Here is a 22,485-nt window from a genome sequence, read left to right as displayed (position 1 = left end):
GTCGGGTCCGGCCCGCCCGGTGCGTGCGATCGCCGCACGGCCGCACGCCGATCGCACGCACCGAACGACCCGGCCTGATCCGACGCGAATCGTCGGACCGGCCCCGACCCAGCAGAGGAAGCACCATGCGCCGAACCCCCGCCGAACTGGTCGGCGCACGGCCCGAACCCGGCCACACCATCGAGTTCGACGGCCGCCCGATCCCGGCGCTGCCCGGCCAGAGCATCGCCGCGGCGCTGTGGGCGGAGGGCATCCTGGCCTGGCGCACCACCCGGGTGAACGGCCGCCCGCGCGGCGCCTTCTGCGGGATCGGCGCCTGCTACGACTGCCTGGCCACCGTCGACGGCCGGGCCAACCAGCGCACCTGCCTGCTGCCCGCCGAGCCCGGCACCACCGTCACCACCCAGGAGGGCCACGGCCGTGCCGACCTCGCCGTCTGACTCCCCCACCCCGTACGACCTCGCGGTGGTCGGGGCCGGCCCGGCCGGGCTGGCCGCCGCCGTCACCGCCGCCGAACTCGGCCTGCGCTGCGTCCTGCTGGACGCGGGACCGCGCCCGGGCGGCCAGTACTACCGCCACCCCGCCCCCGGTCTGGGCGCCGCCCATCCGGAGCGGCTGCACCACGGCTGGTCCGCCTTCACCGGGCTGGCCGCCCGGCTGGCCGCCAGTTCGGTCACCCATCTGACGGAGCACCACGTCTGGACCGCCGAACGGGGCGAGACCTGGCGGCTGCACGCCACCGTCGGCGCCGGGGCGACCGGCAGCGCGGTGGTCGAGGCGACGGCCGTGCTGCTGGCCACCGGTGCGTACGAGCGCCAACTGCCCTTCCCCGGCTGGACGCTGCCCGGGGTGGTGACCGCCGGCGGTGCGCAGGCGATGCTGAAGGCGGGCCTGGTGCTGCCCGGCCGCCGGATCGTGGTCGCGGGCAGCGGTCCGCTGCTGCTGGCCGCCGCCTCCTCGCTGGTCGCCGCCGGGGCGAGCGTCCCGGCGGTGGTCGAGGCGGGCAGCTACCTCGGTTACGCCCGGGGCCTCGGTACGCTCGCGGCCAACCCCGGCAAGTTGGTCGAGGGGGCCGGGCACGGCGCGAACCTGCTGCGCGGCAAGGTCCGGCTGCGGCGCTCCAGCGCGGTGGTCGAGGCGCACGGCACCGACCGGGTGACCGGGGTGACGGTGGCCCGGCTGGACGCCGACTGGCGCCCGGTGCCCGGCACCGAGCGCCGGATCGACTGCGACGCGGTGGCGGTCGGCCACGGCCTGCTGCCGCAGATCGAACTGGCCACCGAGCTGGGCGCGGAGACCGTCCTGACGGCCGACCGGACGGTCGCGCTCAAGGTCGACGAGGGGCTGCGCACCACGCTGCCCGGGCTCTGGGCGGCGGGCGAGACCTGCGGCGTCGGCGGGGCCGACCTGGCCATCGCCGAGGGCGAGTTGGCGGCCCGGGTGATCGCCGGGGCACCGGTGCCGACCGCGCTGCGCCGCCGCCGGGACCGCCGTCGGGCGTTCGCCGGACTGATGGCCGCCGCGCACCGCCCCGGTCCGGGCTGGACGGACTGGCTCCGTCCGGACACCGACGTCTGCCGCTGCGAGGAAGTCCCGGTCTCCGCCGTCCGGGAGGCGGTCGAGGAGCTCGGCGCCGCCGACCCACGGACCGTCAAACTCCTCACCCGGGCCGGGATGGGCTGGTGCCAGGGCCGGATGTGCGGACCCGCGGTCGCCTGCCTGTCCGGCAGCACCGAGCTGCGCCCGGACTCCCGGCCGCTCTCCTGCCCCGTCCCGCTGGCCCAGCTGGCCGACGGCTCCTAGTGCCCCCTGCCGGGGGAAGTCCTGACACCGGGGGCGCGGCCCGTCCGCTGCGCCCCCTTGTGTCCGCTCTTCCCATCTAATAAAATGTCACACCTCACATCCCAAGGAGTAGTCCACGTGTCCGCAACGCACGAGCCCACCCGTCCCTGGCGCGGCATCATGGTCGCCACCACGCTCCCGCTGCGCGCCGACCTCTCCGTCGACTACGACGCGTACGGCGAGCACGTCCAGTGGCTGATCGCCAACGGCTGCGACGGCGTCGTCCCCAACGGCTCGCTCGGCGAGTACCAGACCCTCACCGCCGAGGAGCGGGCCCGGGTCGTCACCACCGCGGTCGAGGCCGCCGGTGACGGCTCCCGGGTGATGCCCGGCGTCGCGGCCTACGGCAGCGCCGAGTCCCGCCGCTGGACCGAGCAGGCCGCCGAGGCCGGCGCCGGCTCCGTCCTGCTGCTGCCGCCGAACGCCTACCGCGCCGACCACGCCGCCGTCCGCGCGCACTACGCCGACGTGGCCCAGGTCGGCCTGCCGATCGTCGCCTACAACAACCCGATCGACACCAAGGTCGACCTGGTCCCCGAGCTGCTCGCCCAGCTGCACGCCGACGGCTCGATCGTGGCCGTCAAGGAGTTCAGCGGCGACGTCCGCCGGGCGTACGAGATCGCCGAGCTGGCCCCCGGCCTCGACCTGCTGATCGGCGCCGACGACGTGCTGCTGGAGCTGGCCCTGGCCGGCGCGGTGGGCTGGATCGCCGGGTACCCGAACGCGCTCCCCGAGTCCAGCGCCAAGCTCTTCCACGCCGCCGTCTCCGGCGACCTGGAGACCGCGGTCCCGCTGTACCGGTCGCTGCACTCGCTGCTGCGCTGGGACTCCAAGACCGAGTTCGTCCAGGCCATCAAGCTCTCGATGGACATCGCCGGCCGCCCGGGCGGCCCGGTCCGCCCGCCGCGGTTCCCGCTCTCCCCGGAGATCGAGTCGGCTGTCCGGTCCGCGACCGAGAAGGCCATCGCCGACGGTCTGATCTGACCGCGCGTCACACCTGACACGCCAGTGGCCGGCTGCGGGGGCAGCCGGCCCTCCCACCGAGGGGACCGAATCCATGCGCAGCCGTCACGTCTTCCACGCCGTCGACTCGCACACCGAGGGCATGCCGACCCGGGTGATCACCGGCGGGTTCGGCGTCATTCCGGGCGCCACCATGGCCGAGCGCCGGGTGCACTTCCAGGAGCACCTGGACCACTTCCGCACCCTGCTGATGTACGAGCCGCGAGGCCACGCGGCGATGAGCGGCGCGATCCTCCAGCCGCCGACCCGGCCGGACGCCGACTTCGGCGTGCTCTACATCGAGGTCTCGGGGCTGCTGCCGATGTGCGGCCACGGCACCATCGGGGTCGCCACCGTCCTGGTGGAGACCGGCATGGTCGACGTGGTGGAGCCGGTCACCACGGTCCGGCTGGACACCCCCGCCGGCCTGGTGATCGCCGACGTGCACGTCCAGGACGGCGCGGCCAAGGCCGTGACGATCCGCAACGTGCCCTCCTACTCGGTGGCGCTGGACCAGAAGATCGAGGTCCCCGGCTACGGCGCGGTGAGCTACGACCTGGCGTACGGCGGCAACTTCTACGCGATCCTGCCGCTGGCCGAGTTCGGGATCCCGTTCGAGCGGGAGCGCAAGCAGGAGATCCTGGACGCCGGGCTGGCCCTGATGGAGGCCGTCAACACGGCCGGCCGGCCGGTCCACCCGGAGGACCCGTCCATCCACAGCTGCCACCACGTGCAGCTGCTCGCCCCCGGCTCGACCGCCGCCCGCTCCCGGCACGCGATGGCCATCCACCCCGGCTGGTTCGACCGCTCGCCGTGCGGCACCGGCACCTCGGCCCGGATGGCCCAGCTGCACGCCCGGGGCGAACTCCCGCTCCATCAGGACTTCCTGAACGAGTCCTTCATCGGCACCTCGTTCACCGGCCGCCTGGTCGAGGAGACCACCGTGGCCGGCCGTCCCGCCGTCGTCCCCACCGTCACCGGCCGCGCCTGGGTCACCGGCACCGCCCAGTACTTCCTCGACCCGTCCGACCCGTTCCCCGCAGGCTTCCTGCTCTGAGTGGCTTGCACTGTCCAGGGGCCCGGGGAACGGCGACGGTTCGTGGCCGGCGGGCATCACTGCGAAAGTGCCTGACCATTTACGCACGTCGAACGCCCCTGAGGTCGGCGCCGCCGTTCCCCGGGCCCCTGGTGGTGCACCTGCATGAAAGGCTTCCAAGTGAGCGTCAGCTCGTACAACCCCGCCGACCCCGGCGACCTGGTCATCGAGGTCGAAGCCGCCGGAGGGGCCGGGACCACGGCCGCCGTCGAGCGGGCCCGCGCCGCCCAGGCCGGCTGGCTGGCCCTCGGGGCCGGCGGCCGCTCCGCCGCGCTGGGCCGCGCCGCCGACGCAGTCGAGTCGCATGCCGACGAACTCGCCACCCTGATCGTCCGCGAGGTCGGCAAGCCGCACGCCGAGGCCCGCGGCGAGGTGGCCCGTACGGTGGCGATCTGGCGCTACTACGCGCAGGCGCCCTACGCCGCGTCAGGTGCCGTGCACGAGCCCGCCGCCGGGCCGGGCCTGCTGCTGACCCGCCGTCGTCCGTACGGGGTGGCCGGGCTGATCACGCCGTGGAACTTCCCGCTCGCCATCCCGACCTGGAAGGCTGCCCCGGCGCTCGCGGTCGGCAACACCGTGGTGCTCAAGCCGGCCCCCGAGGGCACCGCCTGCGCGCTCCGGCTGGCCGAGCTCGCGGGCCTGCCCGAGGGCGTGCTGACCGTGCTGCCGGGCGGCGGCGAGGAGGGGGCGGCGCTGGTCGCGGCCGCCGACGTGGTCTCGTTCACCGGCTCCACCGCCGTCGGCCGGGCCGTGGTCGCCGCGACCACCGAGCGCGGCATCCCGGTGCAGGCCGAGATGGGCGGCCTGAACGCCGCCATCGTGCTGCCGGACGCCGACATCGCCCAGGCCGCCGCCCACCTGGCCGCCGCGATCGCCGGCTACGCGGGGCAGAAGTGCACCGCCACCAGCCGGGTGATCGCCGTCGGCGACGCGTACGAGCCGCTGGCCGCCGCGCTCGCCAAGGCGCTGGCCGCGATCGCCGAGCCGACCGCACTGACCGAGGTCTGCGGCCCGGTGATCAACGAGCCCGCGCTGGACCGCCTGACCGAGGCCGTGGACACCGCCGTCGCCGCCGGTGCCACCGCGCTCGCGGGCGGCAACCGGATCGAGCGGGACGGCTGGTTCCTCGAGCCGACCCTGCTGGAGGAGGTCCCGGCCGGACACCCGCTGCGCACCGAGGAGTTCTTCGGCCCGGTGGCCGTGCTGCTGCGCGCCGCCGACCTGGACGAGGCGATCGCGGTCGCCAACGACACCCGGCACAGCCTCTCCACCTCGGTGCACACCCGGGACCTGGACACCGCGCTGGCGGCGGCCGACCGGCTCGACGCGGGCATGGTCCGGGTGAACGCGCCGTCCAGCGGCGTGGACTTCCACGTCCCGTTCAGCGGTGCCAAGGGCGCCGGCCACGGGCCGCGCGAGCAGGGGCAGGCCGTGCTCGACTTCTACACCGCCGAGCGGACCGTCACCCTGCTGCCGGCCGGATCGCCGCGATGACCGCGCTGACGCCGGTCCACACGGTCGACTACCACACGGCCGGCGAGCCGTTCCGGATCGTCACCGCCGGGCTGCCGCCGATCCCCGGCGACACCGTCGCCGAGCGCCGCGCCATCGCGCTCGGCGCGGGTGGCAGCGCGACCGCCCCGCGCCCGAGCGCGCTGGACGACATCCGCCGCCTGCTCACCCGCGAGCCGCGCGGGCACGCCGGGATGTACGGCGGCTTCGTGGTCCCGGCCGACGACAGCGAGGCGCACCTCGGGGTGCTGTTCTGGCACAAGGACGGCTACTCCACCGCCTGCGGTCACGGCACCATCGCGCTCGGCGCCTGGGCGGTCGACTCCGGCCTGGTGGCCGCCCCGGCGGACGGCACCGTACGGGTCCGGATCGACGTACCGTCAGGCCGGGTGAGCGCCGCCGTGCACCGCACCGGCGGCCGGACCACCGCGGTCACCTTCCGGAACGTGCCCACCGCCGTCACCGCCCGCAAGCTCGCGGTGGCCACCTCGCGCGGGACGGTCGCGGTCGACCTGGCGCACTCCGGCGCCTGCTACGCCTCGGTCCGGGCGGCTGACCTCGGGCTGACCGTCGACACCGCCTCGCTGCCCGAACTCACCTCCGTGGGGCGGGAGATCAGGGCCGCGCTGGCCGACGAGCCGGCCACCCGGCACTTGTCCGACCCGCTGCTCTCCGGCGTCTACGGGGTGATCCTGTACGAGGAGCTGCCGGACACCCCGGCGGGCCCGAACCAGCGCAACGTCACCGTCTTCGCGGACGGTCAGATCGACCGCTCGCCGTGCGGCTCCGGCAGCTCCGCCCGGCTGGCCCTGCTGGCCGACGAGGGCCGTCTGACGCCGGGTGAGGAACTGCGCCACGAGTCGGTCATCGGTAGCGTGTTCACCGGGCGGCTCGCCGCGGAGCACCGCGACGGATGGATCACCGAGGTGACCGGCACCGCCCACCGCACCGGCGAGCACCGCTTCCTGCTCGACCCGGCCGACTCTCTCGGGACGGGGTTCCTGCTCTGATGACCATCGCCCAGCTGCCGCTCACCCTCACTCCCGGCCAGGCCGTCGACGCGCTGGCCGCCGTGCTGCTCAAGGGTCTCGACCCGGAGGAGTGCCCGGCCCGCAGCAACATCCCCGTCCCGGCGGGCGAGCTGCTGCTGATGCCGGCCGCCGACACCGCGTACGCGGGGGTGAAGATCGCGGGTGTGGTCCCGGCCAACGCGGCCCGGGGCCTGCCCCGGATCACCGGCAGCTACCTGCTGCTGGACGGGCCGACCCTGCAGCCGCTCGCGCTGCTGGACGGCATCGCGCTCACCTCGCTGCGCACCCCGGCGGTCACCGCACTGGCCCTGCGCCTGCTGGCGGTGCCGGACGCCGCGCACTTGGTGCTGTTCGGCTCGGGACCGCAGGCTTACGCGCACCTGGACGCGCTGCTGGCGATCCGTCCGCTGACCCGGGTCACCGTGGTCGGCCGGTCGCCCGAGCCGGTCGCCGCGCTGGTGGCGTACGCCCGGGGGCTCGGGCTCGACGCGGCGGCGGGTGGTGCCGGCGCGGTGGCCGAGGCCGACCTGGTGGTCTGCTGCACCACGGCGCGGGAGCCGCTGTTCGACGGCGCGCTGGTGCCGGACCACGCGGCGGTGGCGGCGGTCGGCTCGCACGAGCCGACCGCCCGTGAGGTGGACACGGCGCTGGTGGACCGGGCGGCGCTGTACGTGGAGGCGCGTTCGGTCGCACTCCGGGAGGCGGGCGACCTGCTGATCCCTGGTGTGGCTGGATCCAGGCTTGCTAACCTGTCAGAACTGGTCAACGGCAAGGCAGTTGTTCCCACGGATCGCCCGCGCTTCTTCAAGAGCGTCGGGATGGCCTGGCAGGACCTCGCGGTGGCGGCGGCACAGTACGAGTCGGGCAATGCTGCCTGAATTGTTTTACAAATCAACGTAACGTGACATTGTACAATGGTGTCCTGCTAAGCCACCCGGAGGAACACCATGGCGGACCTCAAGCCCCGCGCCCTCATCTCCGTCCAGGAGCGCCTGCGCGACCAGGTCGCCCACGCCCTGCGGGCCGCCCTGATCTCCGGCGAGCTCCGTCCCGGGGTCGTCTACTCGGCGCCCGCGCTGGCCGCCGACTTCGGCGTCTCCGCCACCCCCGTCCGGGAGGCGATGCTCGACCTGGCCCGTGAGGGCCTGGTCGAGGCGGTCCGCAACAAGGGCTTCCGGGTCACCGAGCTGACCGAGCGCGACCTCGACGACTACACCGAGATCCGCGCCCTGATCGAGGTCCCCACCATCGGCCGGGTCACCCGCACCGCCGACCGGGAGCAGCTCGAGGCGCTCCGCCCCGAGGCGCACGCCATCGTCGCGGCCGCCCGGAAGCACGACCTGATCGCCTACCTGGAGGCGGACCGTCAGTTCCACCTCTCGCTGCTCGGCCTGGCCGGCAACGCCCGCCTGGTCGACGTGGTCGGCGACCTGCGCAAGCGCTCCCGGCTCTACGGCCTCAACCGGCTGGACCAGCGCGGCGAGCTGGTCTCCTCGGCCGAGGAGCACCTCACCCTGCTCGACCTGATGATCGCCGGCAACGCCGAGGCCGCCGAGACCTGCATGGCCGAACACCTCGGCCACGTCCGCTCGCTCTGGGCGGCCGGTGTGGAGGCCGCTGCTGCGGCCGAGCCGCCGGCGCTCCGCCTCGGCGCGCGCTGACCGTTCCACCCTGACGGGCCGTCGGACCGCACTGCGGACCGGCGGCCCGTCGGCGTGCAACCGGCGTGGCCGCCACGGACAACTCGTTCGGCAGCATCGGACCGGCCGGGTCGCAGGGCCCCGGCCTGGCCTTCCCCGGCTGGAGTTCCGGTTTCGCCCTGTCGCGGCACCGTCCACGTCCCGCTCGTCCCCCGGTGACCTGACGCCTTACCCGTACGGGTGAACCGCACGGAGCGAGGTCGCGTTCGGCGGCTGCGTTCTACGATGAGGCTCTCGACACCGGCCAGCCGGAGGAAACCATGTCCGCCGCAGCAGGGGAGCAGCAACCGACGTTGCTCGAGGTCGCCGACAGGATGTCCGACGAGCTGATCGGTTACCGGGTCGAGATCATCGGGGGTCAGATCACCGTGACACCACCTGCTGACGGCCCGCACGGCGTCTCCCTGACGGAACTCGTGCTCGCCCTCGGAGCCGCAGGGTTGCACGGGGAGGCGAGCAAGGTCATTCAGGCTGTCGGACTGTGGCTGCCGGACGGGCCCTCGGACTACGCCATTCCCGATCTGGCCGTTGTGGATGCCGACTACCGCGACCACGGAGTGGCGTTCAACTGCTACGACCCCGCGATCTTCCGGATGGTGCTCGAGGTGACCTCCAGCAACCTCAGCGACGACCTGAAGAAGATGCCCGCCGCCTACGCCGGGGCGGGCATCCCGGTCTACGTCATCGTGGACCGCAAGAACGAGAAGGTCATGGTGCTCACCGACCCGTCCGACGGGGAGTACCGCGTGCACGCCGTCCACCACCGGGGCCAGAGCTTCACACTCCCCGAGTCGATCGGGGCGACGGTGACGCTCGCGGTGGACGGCGTGCTCGGGGAGAAGGGCTAGACCAGCCGCCCGTCGTGCATCTCCAGCACCCGGTCGACCCGGGTCAGCAGGTCGCGGTCGTGGGTGACCATGACGGTGGCGGTGCCGTGCTCGCGGGTGACGGCGGCGAGCAGGTCGACGATCTGGGCGCCGCGTTCGTGGTCGAGGGCCGAGGTGGGCTCGTCCACCAGCAGGACCGAGGGCGCGCCGAAGAGGGCGCGGGCGATGTTGACCCGCTGGCGCTCGCCGCCGGAGAGCTGGTGCGGGCGGCGGCGCTGCTTCGAGGCGTCCAGGCCGACCGAGGCGAGCAGGGCCTCGGCCCGTTCGCGGGCGGCGCGGGGTTTGCCGCCGCGGACGGACTCCAGGACCAGCAGCTGTTCCACCGCGGTCAGCGAGGCGAGCAGGTTGGACTGCTGGAAGACGATGCCCAGCCGCTCCCGGCGCAGCGCCGAGCGGGCCTTCTCGCCCAGCGCGCCGACCTCCTGACCGTCGATCAGCACCTGCCCGCTGTCCGGCCGGAGCAGGGTGGCGGCCACCGCCAGCAGCGAGGACTTGCCGGAGCCCGAGGGCCCGGCGACGGCGGTGAACTCGCCGGGTGCGACCGCGAGCGAGACCCGGTCGAGGGCGGTCAGGCGGGCTTCGCCGTCGGGGTAGCTGAGGGTCACGTCGTGCAGGGCGAGGCCGGTACGGGTGGACTGGACGGTGGTGGTCATCGGTTGGCTCCCAGCGCTGCCAGCGGGTCGACGGAGGTGATGCGGCGGACGGCGAGCCCGGCGCCGAGCAGACCGAGCAGGACCATCACCGCGACCGGGACGCCCACACTCGCCACGCTGACGTCGAACGGGACGGCGGCGGCGGCCAGCAGCCCGCCCACCCCGCCGATCGCCCCGCCTAGCAGCGCCCCGCCCAGCAGCACGGCGGCGGCCTGCGCCAGCGCGTCCCGGACCAGGTAGCCGCTGCTCGCACCGACCGCCTTGAGCACCGCGATGTCCGGCTTGCGCTGGACCGTCCAGACCGTGAAGAAGGCCCCGACCACCAGGGCGCTGACCGCGAACAGGAAGCCCTGGATCAGCTGCAGGCTGCCCTGCTCGGCGGAGTACCCGTTGATCCCGGCCAGCGAGTCGTCGAGGGAGACGGTCTCGGTGCCCTGCGCCGCGTCCAGCGCACCGAGGTCCGCGTCCGAGCCGGTCAGCGCGAGCGCGGTCGGCCGGTTCTGGCCGCTGACCTGCTCCCAGGTGGCGAGCGTGGTCCACACCGTCGGGGCGTGCCCGTACGAGCGCTCGGCGGTCAGGCCGGAGACGGTGACGGTGCGCGGGCCGACCTTGACCTGCTCACCCACCGTCAGGTGGTACTCGGCGGCGGTGTCGGCCCCGACCGCGATCTGACCGTCCGTCGGGGCGGTGCCGGACTCCAGCGGGGGCAGCAGCCCGGCCGGGGCCCCGACCACGCTGACCGAGGCGGCCGAGTCGCTGGCGGTCAGCCGGGTCATCGAGATGCCGAGCGGCTGCACCGACTCCACCCCGGGGGCGGCGGCGAACGCGTCGGCCTGGGCGGGCGAGACGGTGCTGCTGCTGAACGAGACCGTCGGTGCGGCCCCGGCCGGGGCGCCGAACACGATCCGGTCGGCGGGCAGCTCGGCGATGGTGGAGGAGGCGGCGGAGGCGAGCCCGCCGGTCAGCCCGTAGAGGAAGACCACCAGGGTGGTTATCAAGGTGACCACTGCCCCCATCAGGGCGAACCGCCCCTTGGCGAAGCGGATGTCACGGAGCGCGACGAACACGGTGGCCTTCCCGGTACGAGAGTTCTGACGACTCCTCCACCCTGTCGGCGCGGACGGCCCGTGCCATCAGGGAGAGGAGGGGGACTCCACTCGTGCGGGCGATGCAGTCCGGAATCCATCGAACGGTTGATGCCGTGCCGGGCGGAGCCGGGCCCCGCACCCCGTACTCTCGGAAGGCGTGACCAGTACCGAACCACCCGGCCATGCCGGAAACACGCCCGCGCTGCGGCTGATGAACCTCGCCCTGCACGGCCTGTTCCTGGCGCTGCTGGTGGTGCTGGTGGCCCGGGGCGTGGCCGACGGCGGGCTGGGGCCCGGTGCGCTGCTGACCGCGATACTGCTCGCGGCGGTCTACCTGAGCGGCGGCGCGTTCGCGCCGGTGCGCACCACCCGGCTGTGGGCCGGGCTCTGGCTGGGCGCGGTGCTGCTGCTCTGGATCGGTCTGACGCTCGCGCACCCCGAGTTCTGCTACCTCGCCTTCCCGCTGTACTTCGTCTGCCTGCACCTGATGCCGGTGCGCTGGGCCGTCCTCGCGGTGGGTGCGCTGACCGTGGTGGTGGTGGCCGGGCAGGCCGGCACCGAGGGCGGCCTGACCCTGGCGAAGGTGCTCGGCCCGGTGGCGGGCGCGGTGGTCGCGCTGCTCACCGCGTACGGGTACGCCGCGCTGTACCGGGAGAGCCGGGAGCGGCAGCGGCTGATCGACGACCTGGTCCGGGCCAGGGACGAGCTGGCCGCCACCCAGCGCGAGGCCGGCCGGCTGGCGGAGCGTCAGCGGCTGGCCCGGGAGATCCACGACACCCTGGCCCAGGGCCTGTCCAGCATCGTGCTGCTGGCCCGCTCGGCCGAGTCCGCGCTGCCTGCCGACCCGGGCGCGGCCCGGGAGCGGATCGCCGAGGTCGGGCGGACGGCGTCGGCGAATCTCGCGGAGGCCCGCCGGTTCGTCCAGGCGCTCACCCCGCCCGCGCTGGACGGGGTGACGCTGACCGAGGCGCTGCGGCGGCTGGCCGACGGGCAGGGCGCGGTGTTCCACCTGGACGGTGAGCCGTACCCGCTGCCGGTGGAGGCGGAGGTCGCGCTGCTCCGGCTGACCCAGGAGGCGCTGGCCAACGCGGCCCGGCACGCCCGGGCCGAGGCGGTGGCGGTGACGCTGACCTACCTGGACGACGAGGTGACGCTGGACGTCTTCGACGACGGCGTGGGCTTCGATCCGCAGGCGCTGCCCTCGGGCGAGGGGCGGCGGTTCGGCCTGCACGGGATGCGGGAGCGGATCGCGGCGCTGGGCGGCCGGCTGACGGTGGAGTCGGCGCCGGGCGAGGGCACGGTGGTGGCGGTCTCGCTGCCGCTGCGGACGATCGAGACGGCCGAGGCCGTGCTGACGGAGGCGGGTGCGCAGTGATCCGGGTGCTGTTGGTGGACGACCACCCGGTGGTGCGGCGCGGGCTGCGCGCGATGGTGGACGACCTGCCGGAGCTGACGGCGGTCGGCGAGGCGGCGGACGGCGCGGAGGCGCTGCGGGTGCTGGAGGGGCTTGAGCAGCGCCCGGACGTGGTGCTGATGGACCTTCAGATGGGTGCCGGGATGCACGGGGTGGAGGCCACCCGCCGGATCACCGCGCTGCCCGACCCGCCGGCGGTGCTGATCCTGACCACCTACAGCACCGACGCCGACATCCTGGCGGCGGTAGAGGCGGGCGCGACGGGCTACCTGCTCAAGGACGCCCCGCCGGAGGAGGTGGCGGCGGCGGTACGGGCCGCCGCCCGGGGCGAGACGGTGCTCGCGCCGCCGGTGGCGGCCCGGCTGCTCGGGCGGGTGCGGGCCGGGCGGCCGACGCTGTCGCCGCGCGAGGCGGAGATCCTCCAGCTGCTGGCGCTCGGGCTGGCCAACAAGCAGATCTCCAAGCGGCTGTTCATCAGCGAGGCGACGGTCAAGACCCACCTGGTGCACATCTACGACAAGCTCGGCGTGGACAGCCGGACGGCGGCGATCGCCTCGGGCCTGACGAGCGGTCTGATCCGCCCGGCCTGATCCGCCCGCTCCGGTGGCCCCGGCCCGTCGCCCGGGAGGGCCGTTCGTCCAGGGACGGACGGGGCGCCGGAGCGCTGTGCGATGATCATCGGGTGTCAGGTACCGCGTTCCCGAGGCCCCGGGTGGGGCGGCCGCGCGCCGCCGGGCCGTCGAACAGCGAACTGTCCGGCCGGGAACAGGTGTTGGCGGCAGCCGCCGCGCTGTTCACCCGGAACGGGTACGCCGCGACCACCACCCGTGCGGTGGCCGAGCTGGCGGGGCTGCGGCAGGCGTCGATGTACCACTACTTCGCCCACAAGGAGGACCTGCTCGCCACCCTGCTGGAGGGCACCGTCGAACCTTCGCTGGCGTTCGCCCGGACCCTGCTCGCCGCCGGGCCCGACCCGGCGGCCGCGCTCTGGGCGCTGGTCAGGTACGACTCCGAGCTGCTGTTCGGCGGCCTGTACAACCTGGTCGCGCTCTACCGGCTGCCCGAGGTGCGGGGTGACCGGTTCCTGGACTTCCGCCGGGCCAGGACGGAGTTGCGGGCGGTCTACGGCGAGCTGCTGACCCGGCTGGAGCGGCCGTCGGCCCGGGCGGCGGACCTGGAGCTGCGCACCGACCTGCTGCTCGGCCTGGTCGAGGGCGGGGTGGCGGCCGCCCGGGAGCACCCGGACCGCACCGCCGCCGAGGTGGCCCCCGCGGTCGCCGACGCGGCCCTCCGGCTGGCGGGCTGCACCGCCGGACGGATCGCCCTGGCCCGTACCGCCGACCTGACCGGAGCACCACGATGAACCGGAGCACCCCGATGCAGCTGCCGCTGGTCACCGCCGCGCCGATGGCCGGCGGCGGTACCACCCCCGCCCTGGTGGCGGCCGTGAACGAGGGCGGCGGGCTCGGCCTGCTGCCTGCGGGCTACCTGAGCGCCGCCGGGCTGGCCGCCGCGATCGGCGCGACCGGGCGGCTGACGGACCGTCCGTTCGGGGTGAACCTGTTCGTCCCGGACGCGCCCGCCGATCCGGCGGCGGTGGCCGCCTACCGGGACCGGCTGCGGCCGGAGGCCGCCTCGCACGGGGTCGAACTGCCCGAGTCGATCGGCCCGGACCGGGACGACTGGGAGGCCAAGCTGGAGCTGCTGCTGGCCGACCCGGTGCCGGTGGTCTCGTACACCTTCGGCCTGCCCTCGGCCGCCGAGGCCGCCGCGCTCCGGGTGGCGGGCAGCTACCAGATCGGCACCGTGACCACCCCGGCGGAGGCCAGGACCGCCACCCTGCTGGGGATGGACGCGCTCTGCGTGCAGGGCCCGGAGGCGGGCGGCCACCGGGGCACCCACCGCCAGGCGGCGGTGCCGGACGCCCGGCCGCTGGCCGAACTGCTCGCCGCAGTAAGGGCGGTGACCCCGCTGCCGCTGATCGCGGCCGGCGGGCTGATGGACGGTGCCGGGATCGCCGCCGCCCTGCGCGCGGGCGCGAGCGCCGCCCAGCTCGGCACGGCGTACCTGCGCACCGACGAGTCCGGGGCCGACCCGAACCACCGGGCGGCGCTGGTCGGCCACGTCGGTGGCACCACGGTGACCAGGGCCTTCACCGGGCGCCCGGCCCGGGGCCTGCGGAACGCCTTCATCGACCGGTACGAGCCCTACGCCCCGGTCGGTTACCCCGAGGTGCACCACCTGACCCGCCCGCTGCGCGCGGCCGCCACCCGCCGGGGCGACCTGACGGCGATGCACCTCTGGGCGGGCACCGGTCACCGGCGGGCCCGGACCGGTCCGGCCGCCGCCCTGACCGCCGAACTGCTCGCTCAGGCCAACGCCGCGCGGTAGTACGCGATCTTGTCCCGGATCACCTGCTGCCGTCGGCGCAGGGTGGCGATCTGCTCCTCCACCTGGTCGTCGTGCGCGGCCAGCAGCGTCAGCCGGTCGGCGAAGGTGCCGTCCCCGGACCGCACCAGCTGCGCGAAGTGCAGCATCTCCGAGATCGGCATGCCGGTGTCCCGCAGGCACCGCAGCACGCCCAGCCAGGCCAGGTCCTCGGCGCTGAAACGCCGGTGCCCGCTGGCCGACCGCTGCACGTCGCCGAGCAGCCCGATCCTCTCGTAGTACCGCAGGGTGTCCAGGCTGAACCCGGACTCCTCGACCGCCTGAGCGGGCGTCAGATACGCAGCTGTGGTCATACCGCCATCATCACCCGGGGCGGAACGGGCCGGACAGACCCGTTCCGCCTGACGGACGGTCAGCCGAGGATGCTGCCCATCCACTCCTCGATGCCCGCGACGGTGCGGGGGAGCGCGCCGGACATCAGCCGGGCGCCGTCGGCGGTGATCACCAGGTCGTCCTCCACCCGGGCGCCGATGCCGCGGAGTTCGGCGGGGAGCGTCTCGTCGTCGGGCTGCAGGTAGAGGCCGGGCTCGACGGTGAGCACCTGGCCCTCCTCCAGGACGCCGTCGAGGTAGGTCTCGGCGCGGGCCTTGGCGCAGTCGTGGACGTCCAGGCCGAGCATGTGGCCGCTGGAGCAGAGGGTGTAGCGGCGGAACAGGCCGCTGTCCTCCTGGAGCGCCTCCTCGGCGGAGATCTTGAGGACGCCCCAGTCGGCCAGGCCCTCGGCGATCACCCGCATGCCGGCCCGGTGGAAGTCCCGGAAGCTGGCGCCGGGACGCAGGGTGGCGATGCCCGCCTCCTGGGCGGCCAGGACGAGCTCGTAGACCTGCCGCTGGACGGGGGAGAAGGTGCCGCTGAGCGGGATGGTGCGGGTGATGTCCGCGGTGTAGAGCGAGTCGACCTCCACGCCCGCGTCCAGCAGCAGCAGCTTCGAGGGGTCCAGCGCGCCGTCGTTGCGGATCCAGTGCAGCACACAGGCGTGCGCGCCGGAGGCGACGATGGTCTCGTAGCCGGTGCCGTTGCCCTCGGCGCGGGCCCGCAGGTTGAAGGTGCCCTCCAGCCAGCGCTCGCCCCGGCCGTGCCGGAGGGCGGCGGGCAGCGCGCGGACCACGTCCTCGAAGCCGGCGGTGGTGGCGTCCACCGAGAGCTGGAGCTGCTCGACCTCCCAGGCGTCCTTGACCAGCCGCAGCTCGGAGAGGGTGCCGGCGAGCGCGGTGTCGACGGCGGTGGGCAGCAGTGCCTCCAGCACCGGGTCGGCCCCGCCGAGCAGCCGGGTGACCGGCTGACTGCCGGTCAGCAGCTTCTCCAGGTCGTCCAGGTGGGCGGTCCGGATACCGGTGAGCTGCTCGGCCTCGTCCAGGTCGGGGCGGCGGCCGACCCAGAACTCGCCGTAGCGGCGGTCCCGGAAGAACTCGGAGCCGTACGGGCTGCCGCCGCCGCGCGGCGAGCGCGGGCGCAGGTAGAGCACCGGCTCGCCGTTCGGCTCGACCACCAGCACGTGGCCGACCTGGTCCTCGCCGGTCAGACCGGTGAGCCAGGCGTACGCGCTGTGCGGGCGGAACCGGTAGTCGCAGTCGTAGCTGCGCACCTTCAACTGCCCGGCCGGGACGATCAGCCGCTCGCCGGGGAAGGCGGCGGCGAGCCTGGCCCGGCGGCCGGGCATCACGGCGTAGCCGGGCACCCGGTCGCCGGCGGGCAGCGGGGTGGTGGCCCAGCCGGTCCCCATGAAGGCCTCCAGGGCGGCGGAGACGGGCAGGTCGTGGCTGCCGGTGTTCAGCGGGCGGGGGGCGGTGGTCACGTCTGCGACTCCTTCGGCGGGGTGGTCTGTCCGGATTCAGTGGTGTTGATGTCGTTGCGTGGGGCGGGAGTTGGAGCGGTTACCGGACACAGCTCGGTAACGGGCCGCCCGATCCCTTGCCAGTGCAATTTCACATTACTATGTTACGGGTCACACCTTGGAGCGGCTAGACCCCAGCGGTCGCCCTCTCGGTGGCCCCGGATCAGCCCCGGGGCGAACCAAGGCCGCAACTGTGGCCTCCCACTGCGGAGTTGCACTATGACCAGGCGTACCCATGCCGCCCTTGCAGCGGCGATCGCGGCAGCACTCACCCTCGGCCTCGGGGCGTGTACCAGCACCGGCGGAAGCAGCGACGACGGCAACCAGGGTGGTGTCACCACCGAGGGCAACGGCATCATCGGCGGGACGCCCGTCAAGGGCGGCACCCTGAACCTGCTGTCGAACGTCGACTTCGACCAGCTGGACCCGACCCGTAACTGGACCATGCCGGTGATGGACTTCGGCGTCCGCACCCTCTACCGCACCCTGACCACCTTCAAGGCGGCCCCGGGCGCCGAGGGTCTGAAGATCGAGCCCGACCTGGCCACCGACCTCGGCCAGTCGAGCGACGGCGGCAAGACCTGGACCTTCAAGCTGAAGGACGGCCTGAAGTACGAGGACGGCACGCCGATCGTCGCCGACGACATCAAGTACAACGTCGAGCGGTCCTACTCGCCCGAGCTGCCCGGTGGCCCGGACTACGCCCGGACCTACCTGGTCGCCCCGGCCGACTACAAGGGCCCGCTGGCCGGCCAGCGCCTGGGCAAGGAGTCGATGGAGGTCCCGGACGACAAGACCATCGTCTTCCACCTCCAGCGCCCGGTCGCGGAGTTCGGCTACACCGTCACGCTGCCGACCTTCTCGCCGGTGCCGAAGGCGAAGGAGGCCGGTGCCAACTACAGCAACCACCCGGTCTCCTCCGGCCCGTACAAGATCGAGTCGTACGACCGCGGCAAGCGCATGGTGCTGGTCCGCAACACCAACTGGGACCCGAAGAGCGACACGGTCCGCAAGGCGTACCCGGACAAGATCGTGGTGGACCAGACCCTCAAGGGCACCGGTGTGGCCGAGCGGCTGATCGCCGACCAGGGCGACGACCAGAGCGCGATCTCCTACGTCGACCTGGTGCCCTCCAAGATCAGCGAGGTGCTCACCAACCCGGAGATCAAGAAGCGGCTGATCTCGGAGAACGCGGGCTGCACCACCAAGCTCGACATGAACAACACCAAGGCGCCGTTCGACAACGCCAAGGTCCGCCTCGCGATGCAGTACGCGGTGGACAAGGAGGCCTTCGCGGCCGCGCAGGGCGGCCCGGCGTTCACCGACGTGGCCACCACCTACCTGCCGCCGGTGCTCACCCAGGGCGCGCCGGTCGACCACTTCCTGATCAAGCCGGGCGGCGACCCGGCGAAGGCCAAGGCGCTGCTGGCCGAGGCCGGTTTCGCGAACGGCTTCGCCACCGAGCTGGTCACCTCCACCGGTGGCAAGCAGCAGGCGGAGGCCATCCAGGCCGCGCTGAAGAAGGTCGGCGTCGAGATCACCATCACCACGGTCGACCCGACCGCGGTCAGCTCGATCACCGGTGACAAGACCAAGCAGCCCGGTCTCTCGATCGGCGGCTGGTGCCCCGACTACCCGTCGGCCGCCACCTTCCTGCCGATGATCTTCGACGGCCGCACCATCAAGGACAAGGGCAACCAGGGCAACGTCACCCGGTTCAACGACCCGGAGACCATCGCCGACCTGGACCGGATCGCCGCGATGAGCGACGTCCAGCAGGCCAACAAGGCGTGGCTGGAGCTGGACGCCAAGATCATGGACAAGTCCCCGGCCGTGCCGCTGGTCTGGGCCAAGAAGCCGCTGCTGGTCGGTTCCAACATCGCCGGCGCCTTCGCCCACCCGGTGTGGGCCGGTCAGCTCGACTTCGCCGTCATCGGCCTGAAGACCGCGAAGTAGTCGGGAGTACCCCATGACCGCCCCGCTCTCTCCGGCCGCGGCCGAGGGAGCGGGGGCGGCGGCCAGTCCCGCTGCCCCCGTCTCCACCGCCGACCGTCATCAACAGCCCGCCTCTCCCTGGCGGTTGGCCTGGCACCGGCTGCGTCGCCAGAAGGCCGCACTCACCGGCCTCGGCATCATCGTCTTCTTCATCCTGGCCGCGTTGCTGGCCCCGGTGCTCACCGCGATCAGCGGCAAGGGCCCGGCGGACACCGACAAGAGGGCCATCAACTCCTATCTCGGCGGACTACCCAAGGGCAGCTTCGGCGGGATGAGCCCCGACCACTGGCTCGGCGTCGAGCCGATGCTCGGCCGGGACATCTTCGCCCGGCTGCTCTACGGCGCCCAGATCAGTCTGCTGGTCGCCTTCGCCTCGGCGATCATGATCACCCTGATCGGGGTGACCCTGGGCATCCTGGCCGGCTACTTCGGCGGCCGGATCGACACCGCGATCTCCCGGTTCATGGACGTCATGATGTCCTTCCCCAGCCTGATCTTCATGATCGCGCTGCTCTCGGTGGCCCGGAACGTCAACCGGGTGCTGCTGCTGATCATCGTGATGGGCGTCTTCAGCTGGCCGTACATCGCCCGGGTGATCCGGGCCCAGACCCTCTCGCTGAAGCACCGCGAGTACGTCGAGGCGGCCCGCGCCAGCGGCACCAGGAGCGGCCGCATCCTGCTCACCGAGATCCTGCCCAACCTGTCCGGCACGATCATCGTCTACATCACGCTGGCCATCCCGGGCCTGATCGGCACCGAGGCCGCGCTGACCTTCCTGGGCGTGGGCGTCCGTCCGCCGACGCCGTCCTGGGGGCAGATGATCGCCGACTCGGTGCTCTACTACAAGGTCGACCCGATGTTCTTCATCCTGCCGAGCGCCTGCCTGTTCCTGGTGGTGCTGGGGTTCACCCTGCTCGGTGACGCGCTGCGCGACGCCCTGGACCCGAAGGGCGGCAAGTCGTGATCGGATTCCTGATCCGCCGGCTGCTCGGCATCGCGGCCACCCTGGTGGTGATCTGCGCGCTGACCTTCGCGGTGTTCTACCTGTTCCCCGCCGACCCGGCGGCCCAGTTCTGCGGCAAGGACTGCTCGACCGACCGGATCGAGATGGTCCGTCAGCAGATGGGCCTGGACGACTCGTTGCCGGTCCAGTTCGGCCGCTACCTGATCGGCATCTTCGCCGGCCAGACGCTCGGCAGCGGCCAGTACGCGGTCCAGTGCGACTTCCCCTGCTTCGGCTACTCGTTCCAGAGCGCCCAGCCGGTCTGGGACCTGATGATGGACCGGTTCCCGGTCAGTGCCTCGCTCGCGCTCGGCGCGGCGGTCTGCTGGCTGGCGCTCGGCCTGTCGGCCGGGGTGGTCTCCGCACTGAAGCGGAACACCTGGGTGGACCGCACCGTGATGATCGGCACCATCGGGATCGCCGCGCTGCCGGTCTACTTCACCGCGATGATCCTGCTCTACCTGGTGGTCACGGTGCTCGGCCTGATGCCGCTGCCCCGGTACATCGCCTTCGGCGAGGACCCGGTCGGCTGGGTGCGCAACCTGATCCTGCCGTGGATCACCCTGTCGCTGCTGTTCGCCGCGCTGTACGCCCGGATGACCCGCAACTCGGTGATCGAGACCATGGAGGAGCCGTTCGTCCGGACCGCCAGGGCCAAGGGCCTGCGTGAGCGCCGGGTGGTCACCAAGCACGGGCTGCGACCCGCGCTGACCCCGATCGCCACCATGCTCGGGATGGACCTCGGCGGCCTGCTCGCCGGAGCGCTGATCACCGAGTCGCTGTTCAGCCTGCCGGGCGTCGGCAAGCTGTTCGCGGACTCGCTGAACAAGTCCGACCAACCGGTGATCATGGGCGTCACGCTGCTGGCCTCCTTCTTCATCGTGACCTCCAACCTGGTGGTGGACCTGGTCTACGCCTGGATCGACCCGAGGGCGAGGCTGTCGTGACACCCCCCAGCAAGAGCACACCGCTGCTCGAAGTCACCGATCTCGAAGTCGAGTTCACCACCGCCGAAGGCGTGGTCAAGGCCGTCAAGGGCGTCGACTTCACGGTCGAGCGCGGGCGGACCCTGGGCATCGTCGGCGAGTCGGGCTCCGGCAAGTCCGTCACCTCGCTGGCCGTGATGGGCCTGCACCGGGATGCCAAGGTGACCGGGTCGGTCCGGTTCGACGGCACCGAACTGCTCGGCGCCCCGGACGAGACCGTCCGCAAGCTGCGCGGCCGCCGGATGGCGATGGTCTTCCAGGACGCGCTGACCGCGCTGCACCCGTACTTCACCATCGGTGACCAGATCGCCGAGGCGTACCGGGAGCACCACGGCGGCACCCGCAAGGCCGCGCTGGCCCGGGCGGTCGAGGTGCTCGGCGACGTCGGCATCCCCGAGCCGGCCCGCCGGGCGGGCGAGCACCCGCACCAGTTCTCCGGCGGCATGCGCCAGCGGGCGATGATCGCGCTCGCGCTGTCCTGCGAGCCGGACCTGATCATCGCGGACGAGCCCACCACCGCGCTGGACGTCACCGTCCAGGCCCAGGTGCTGGAGCTGCTGATGAAGCTCCAGCAGGACCGCGGCCTCGGCATCGTGATGATCACCCACGACCTCGGGGTGATCGCCCGGGTGGCCGACGAGGTGCTGGTGATGTACGGCGGCGCCGCCGCCGAACAGGCCTCCGCCGACGCGCTGTTCGCCACCCCCAGGCACCCGTACACCCGGGGGCTGCTGGACTCGCTGCCCCGGGTGGACGCGGTCGAGGGGGAGAGCCTGCGCTCGATCCCCGGCAGCCCGCCCTCGCTGCTCGCCCCGCCGGCCGGCTGCGCGTTCCACCCGCGCTGCCCGGTCTACGCCGCGAAGCCCAGTGAACTCTGCACCGCGGAGCGCCCGTTGCTCCGCCTGGTGGCGGAGGGGCACCGCAACGCCTGCCGATTCGACGGAGTGACGTCATGACCACCGAACCGCTGCTCACCGTCGAGGGCCTGGGGATGACCTTCCCCGGTCCGCGCTCCGGCCTCGGCCGCCGGGCCGGGATCAAGGCGGTCGACGACGTCAGCTTCGAGGTCCGCCCCGGCGAGACGCTCGGGCTGGTCGGCGAGTCCGGCTGCGGGAAGTCCACCACCGGGCGGATGCTGGTCCGGCTGCTCGACCCGACGGCCGGTCAGGTCGCCTTCCAGGGCAAGGACATCACCCGGACCACGCAGCGCGAACTGCGGCCGCTCCGCCGCAAGTTCCAGATGATCTTCCAGGACCCGTTCGCCTCGCTGAACCCGCGGCAGACCGTCCAGCAGATCATCGCCGCGCCGCTGCGGGCCCAGGACACCCCGGCCGCCGAGATCAACCGCGAGGTCCGCGACCTGGTCCAGCTGGTCGGCCTCGCCCCGGAGCACCTGGACCGCTACCCGCACCAGTTCTCCGGCGGCCAGGCCCAGCGGATCGGCATCGCCCGTGCGCTGGCCACCCGTCCCGAGCTGGTGGTCGCGGACGAACCGGTCTCCGCCCTGGACGTCTCCATCCAGGCCCAGATCGTCGGCCTGATGGAGCGGCTGCAACGCGAACTCGGCGTGGCCTACGTCTTCATCGCCCACGACCTGGCCGTGGTGAAGCACATCAGCCACCGGGTCGCGGTGATGTACCTGGGCCGGATCGTCGAGATCGGCGACCAGCGCGAGGTGTACGCCAACCCGGCGCACCCCTACACCAAGGCGCTGCTCTCGGCCGTCCCGCTGCCCGACCCGGCCGCCGAACGCTCCCGGGAACGGATCGTGCTGCTCGGCGACCCGCCGAGCCCGGCCAACCCGCCGAGCGGCTGCACCTTCCACCCGCGCTGCCCGAAGGCGCAGCAGATCTGCCGCACCGAGCGGCCCTTGCTCCGGATCACCCCGGCGGGCGGCAGCCGACAGGCCGCCTGCCACTTCCCCGAGGCCTGACGCTCCCCCGTCGGTCCTCCGCCGCGCCGCCGCCGCACACCCTCGTCCCACGCGGCGGCGG

22 protein-coding genes are annotated in these 22,485 nt (G+C 73.2%); 18 read left to right on the top strand and 4 right to left on the bottom strand.

What is annotated here, in order from left to right; translation table 11 throughout:
- The first annotated feature begins 125 nt into the window (after positions 1–125).
- From ACIRPK_RS02585 to ACIRPK_RS02545, 9 genes are all read left to right on the top strand, one after another.
- A complete protein-coding gene (locus tag ACIRPK_RS02585) occupies positions 126–440 on the top strand; it encodes a (2Fe-2S)-binding protein (RefSeq protein ID WP_403031826.1) in 315 nt (104 codons plus the stop codon).
- Positions 421–1,803, top strand: a complete 1,383-nt coding sequence (locus ACIRPK_RS02580; protein ID WP_403031823.1) for an FAD-dependent oxidoreductase — start codon at positions 421–423, stop codon at positions 1,801–1,803. The genes ACIRPK_RS02585 and ACIRPK_RS02580 overlap by 20 nt, the downstream gene beginning before the upstream one ends.
- Positions 1,804–1,962: 159 nt before the next feature.
- Complete coding sequence (locus tag ACIRPK_RS02575) at positions 1,963–2,826, top strand: dihydrodipicolinate synthase family protein (protein ID WP_403032721.1); 864 nt, start codon at positions 1,963–1,965, stop codon at positions 2,824–2,826.
- Between the two features lie 73 nt (positions 2,827–2,899).
- Positions 2,900–3,901, top strand: coding sequence for a proline racemase family protein (locus ACIRPK_RS02570; protein ID WP_403031821.1), 1,002 nt, complete (start codon positions 2,900–2,902; stop codon positions 3,899–3,901).
- A gap of 144 nt (positions 3,902–4,045) precedes the next feature.
- The gene (locus ACIRPK_RS02565) at positions 4,046–5,434 is read left to right on the top strand and encodes an aldehyde dehydrogenase family protein (RefSeq protein ID WP_403031819.1); all 1,389 of its coding nucleotides are present in this window, start codon (positions 4,046–4,048) and stop codon (positions 5,432–5,434) included.
- On the top strand, positions 5,431–6,462 hold the full coding sequence (locus ACIRPK_RS02560) for a proline racemase family protein (protein WP_403031817.1): 1,032 nt from the start codon (positions 5,431–5,433) through the stop codon (positions 6,460–6,462). The genes ACIRPK_RS02565 and ACIRPK_RS02560 overlap by 4 nt, the downstream gene beginning before the upstream one ends.
- Positions 6,462–7,361, top strand: a complete 900-nt coding sequence (locus ACIRPK_RS02555) for an ornithine cyclodeaminase family protein (RefSeq protein ID WP_403031816.1) — start codon at positions 6,462–6,464, stop codon at positions 7,359–7,361. Before ACIRPK_RS02560 ends, ACIRPK_RS02555 begins: the two co-directional genes overlap by 1 nt.
- A gap of 69 nt (positions 7,362–7,430) precedes the next feature.
- Positions 7,431–8,144, top strand: a complete 714-nt coding sequence (locus tag ACIRPK_RS02550; RefSeq protein ID WP_403031814.1) for a GntR family transcriptional regulator — start codon at positions 7,431–7,433, stop codon at positions 8,142–8,144.
- 299 nt (positions 8,145–8,443) lie between these two features.
- Entirely contained in the window at positions 8,444–9,031 is a 588-nt protein-coding gene (locus tag ACIRPK_RS02545) for a Uma2 family endonuclease (protein ID WP_403031813.1), read from the top strand.
- On the opposite strand, the gene ACIRPK_RS02540 is transcribed toward ACIRPK_RS02545, so the two are convergent.
- Positions 9,028–9,723 carry an ABC transporter ATP-binding protein gene (locus tag ACIRPK_RS02540; RefSeq protein ID WP_403031811.1) on the bottom strand — a complete coding sequence of 232 codons (696 nt, stop codon included), beginning with the start codon at positions 9,721–9,723 and terminating at the stop codon, positions 9,028–9,030. The genes ACIRPK_RS02545 and ACIRPK_RS02540 overlap by 4 nt on opposite strands.
- Positions 9,720–10,790: an FtsX-like permease family protein gene (locus ACIRPK_RS02535; RefSeq protein WP_403031809.1), complete on the bottom strand. Its 1,071-nt coding sequence runs from the start codon at positions 10,788–10,790 to the stop codon at positions 9,720–9,722. The genes ACIRPK_RS02540 and ACIRPK_RS02535 overlap by 4 nt, the downstream gene beginning before the upstream one ends.
- Positions 10,791–10,968: 178 nt before the next feature.
- Between ACIRPK_RS02535 and ACIRPK_RS02530 the strand changes: the two genes are divergently transcribed.
- The 4 genes from ACIRPK_RS02530 (at position 10,969) to ACIRPK_RS02515 (ending at position 14,616) form a co-directional block, all read left to right on the top strand.
- Complete coding sequence (locus ACIRPK_RS02530; RefSeq protein WP_403031807.1) at positions 10,969–12,186, top strand: sensor histidine kinase; 1,218 nt, start codon at positions 10,969–10,971, stop codon at positions 12,184–12,186.
- Positions 12,183–12,815 carry a response regulator gene (locus tag ACIRPK_RS02525; protein ID WP_403031805.1) on the top strand — a complete coding sequence of 211 codons (633 nt, stop codon included), beginning with the start codon at positions 12,183–12,185 and terminating at the stop codon, positions 12,813–12,815. Before ACIRPK_RS02530 ends, ACIRPK_RS02525 begins: the two co-directional genes overlap by 4 nt.
- Before the next feature lie 92 nt (positions 12,816–12,907).
- Entirely contained in the window at positions 12,908–13,588 is a 681-nt protein-coding gene (locus tag ACIRPK_RS02520; protein WP_403031802.1) for a TetR/AcrR family transcriptional regulator, read from the top strand.
- A complete protein-coding gene (locus ACIRPK_RS02515) occupies positions 13,585–14,616 on the top strand; it encodes a nitronate monooxygenase (protein ID WP_403031799.1) in 1,032 nt (343 codons plus the stop codon). Before ACIRPK_RS02520 ends, ACIRPK_RS02515 begins: the two co-directional genes overlap by 4 nt.
- Here ACIRPK_RS02515 and ACIRPK_RS02510 read toward each other — a convergent pair.
- Positions 14,595–14,966 carry a MerR family transcriptional regulator gene (locus tag ACIRPK_RS02510; protein ID WP_403031796.1) on the bottom strand — a complete coding sequence of 124 codons (372 nt, stop codon included), beginning with the start codon at positions 14,964–14,966 and terminating at the stop codon, positions 14,595–14,597. The two genes, ACIRPK_RS02515 and ACIRPK_RS02510, sit on opposite strands and share 22 nt — an antisense overlap.
- Before the next feature lie 59 nt (positions 14,967–15,025).
- A complete protein-coding gene (locus ACIRPK_RS02505) occupies positions 15,026–16,468 on the bottom strand; it encodes an aminopeptidase P family protein (protein WP_403031793.1) in 1,443 nt (480 codons plus the stop codon).
- Positions 16,469–16,726: 258 nt separating this feature from the next.
- Here ACIRPK_RS02505 and ACIRPK_RS02500 point away from each other — a divergent pair, with 258 nt between their 5' ends.
- Genes ACIRPK_RS02500 through ACIRPK_RS02480 form a run of 5 tightly spaced genes read left to right on the top strand, consistent with a single transcriptional unit; the run spans position 16,727 to position 22,424 of the window.
- The gene (locus ACIRPK_RS02500; protein WP_403031790.1) at positions 16,727–18,463 is read left to right on the top strand and encodes an ABC transporter substrate-binding protein; all 1,737 of its coding nucleotides are present in this window, start codon (positions 16,727–16,729) and stop codon (positions 18,461–18,463) included.
- Between the two features lie 13 nt (positions 18,464–18,476).
- Complete coding sequence (locus ACIRPK_RS02495) at positions 18,477–19,466, top strand: ABC transporter permease (protein ID WP_403031787.1); 990 nt, start codon at positions 18,477–18,479, stop codon at positions 19,464–19,466.
- Positions 19,463–20,452: an ABC transporter permease gene (locus ACIRPK_RS02490; RefSeq protein WP_403031784.1), complete on the top strand. Its 990-nt coding sequence runs from the start codon at positions 19,463–19,465 to the stop codon at positions 20,450–20,452. The genes ACIRPK_RS02495 and ACIRPK_RS02490 overlap by 4 nt, the downstream gene beginning before the upstream one ends.
- The gene (locus tag ACIRPK_RS02485) at positions 20,449–21,447 is read left to right on the top strand and encodes an ABC transporter ATP-binding protein (RefSeq protein WP_403031781.1); all 999 of its coding nucleotides are present in this window, start codon (positions 20,449–20,451) and stop codon (positions 21,445–21,447) included. The genes ACIRPK_RS02490 and ACIRPK_RS02485 overlap by 4 nt, the downstream gene beginning before the upstream one ends.
- The gene (locus tag ACIRPK_RS02480) at positions 21,444–22,424 is read left to right on the top strand and encodes an ABC transporter ATP-binding protein (protein WP_403031778.1); all 981 of its coding nucleotides are present in this window, start codon (positions 21,444–21,446) and stop codon (positions 22,422–22,424) included. Before ACIRPK_RS02485 ends, ACIRPK_RS02480 begins: the two co-directional genes overlap by 4 nt.
- The last annotated feature ends 61 nt before the right edge of the window (positions 22,425–22,485 follow it).

Origin of the sequence: Kitasatospora sp. NPDC101801, assembly GCF_044766665.1 — a bacterium.
Classification (GTDB): domain Bacteria; phylum Actinomycetota; class Actinomycetes; order Streptomycetales; family Streptomycetaceae; genus Kitasatospora.
The sequence above is the reverse complement of the archived record's forward strand: the minus strand, read 5'-3'. Positions and strand labels throughout refer to the sequence as shown.

Excerpts from the sequence above, each read along its gene's own strand:
- ACIRPK_RS02585 (WP_403031826.1), top strand. The coding sequence starts at position 126 with ATGCGCCGAACCCCCGCCGAACTGGTCGGCGCACGGCCCGAACCCGGC.
- ACIRPK_RS02575 (WP_403032721.1), top strand. The coding sequence starts at position 1,963 with ATGGTCGCCACCACGCTCCCGCTGCGCGCCGACCTCTCCGTCGACTAC.
- ACIRPK_RS02570 (WP_403031821.1), top strand. The coding sequence starts at position 2,900 with ATGCGCAGCCGTCACGTCTTCCACGCCGTCGACTCGCACACCGAGGGC.
- ACIRPK_RS02565 (WP_403031819.1), top strand. The coding sequence starts at position 4,046 with ATGAAAGGCTTCCAAGTGAGCGTCAGCTCGTACAACCCCGCCGACCCC.
- ACIRPK_RS02560 (WP_403031817.1), top strand. The coding sequence starts at position 5,431 with ATGACCGCGCTGACGCCGGTCCACACGGTCGACTACCACACGGCCGGC.
- ACIRPK_RS02555 (WP_403031816.1), top strand. The coding sequence starts at position 6,462 with ATGACCATCGCCCAGCTGCCGCTCACCCTCACTCCCGGCCAGGCCGTC.
- ACIRPK_RS02550 (WP_403031814.1), top strand. The coding sequence starts at position 7,431 with ATGGCGGACCTCAAGCCCCGCGCCCTCATCTCCGTCCAGGAGCGCCTG.
- ACIRPK_RS02545 (WP_403031813.1), top strand. The coding sequence starts at position 8,444 with ATGTCCGCCGCAGCAGGGGAGCAGCAACCGACGTTGCTCGAGGTCGCC.
- ACIRPK_RS02540 (WP_403031811.1), bottom strand. The coding sequence starts at position 9,723 with ATGACCACCACCGTCCAGTCCACCCGTACCGGCCTCGCCCTGCACGAC.
- ACIRPK_RS02515 (WP_403031799.1), top strand. The coding sequence starts at position 13,585 with ATGAACCGGAGCACCCCGATGCAGCTGCCGCTGGTCACCGCCGCGCCG.
- ACIRPK_RS02510 (WP_403031796.1), bottom strand. The coding sequence starts at position 14,966 with ATGACCACAGCTGCGTATCTGACGCCCGCTCAGGCGGTCGAGGAGTCC.
- ACIRPK_RS02500 (WP_403031790.1), top strand. The coding sequence starts at position 16,727 with ATGACCAGGCGTACCCATGCCGCCCTTGCAGCGGCGATCGCGGCAGCA.
- ACIRPK_RS02495 (WP_403031787.1), top strand. The coding sequence starts at position 18,477 with ATGACCGCCCCGCTCTCTCCGGCCGCGGCCGAGGGAGCGGGGGCGGCG.
- ACIRPK_RS02480 (WP_403031778.1), top strand. The coding sequence starts at position 21,444 with ATGACCACCGAACCGCTGCTCACCGTCGAGGGCCTGGGGATGACCTTC.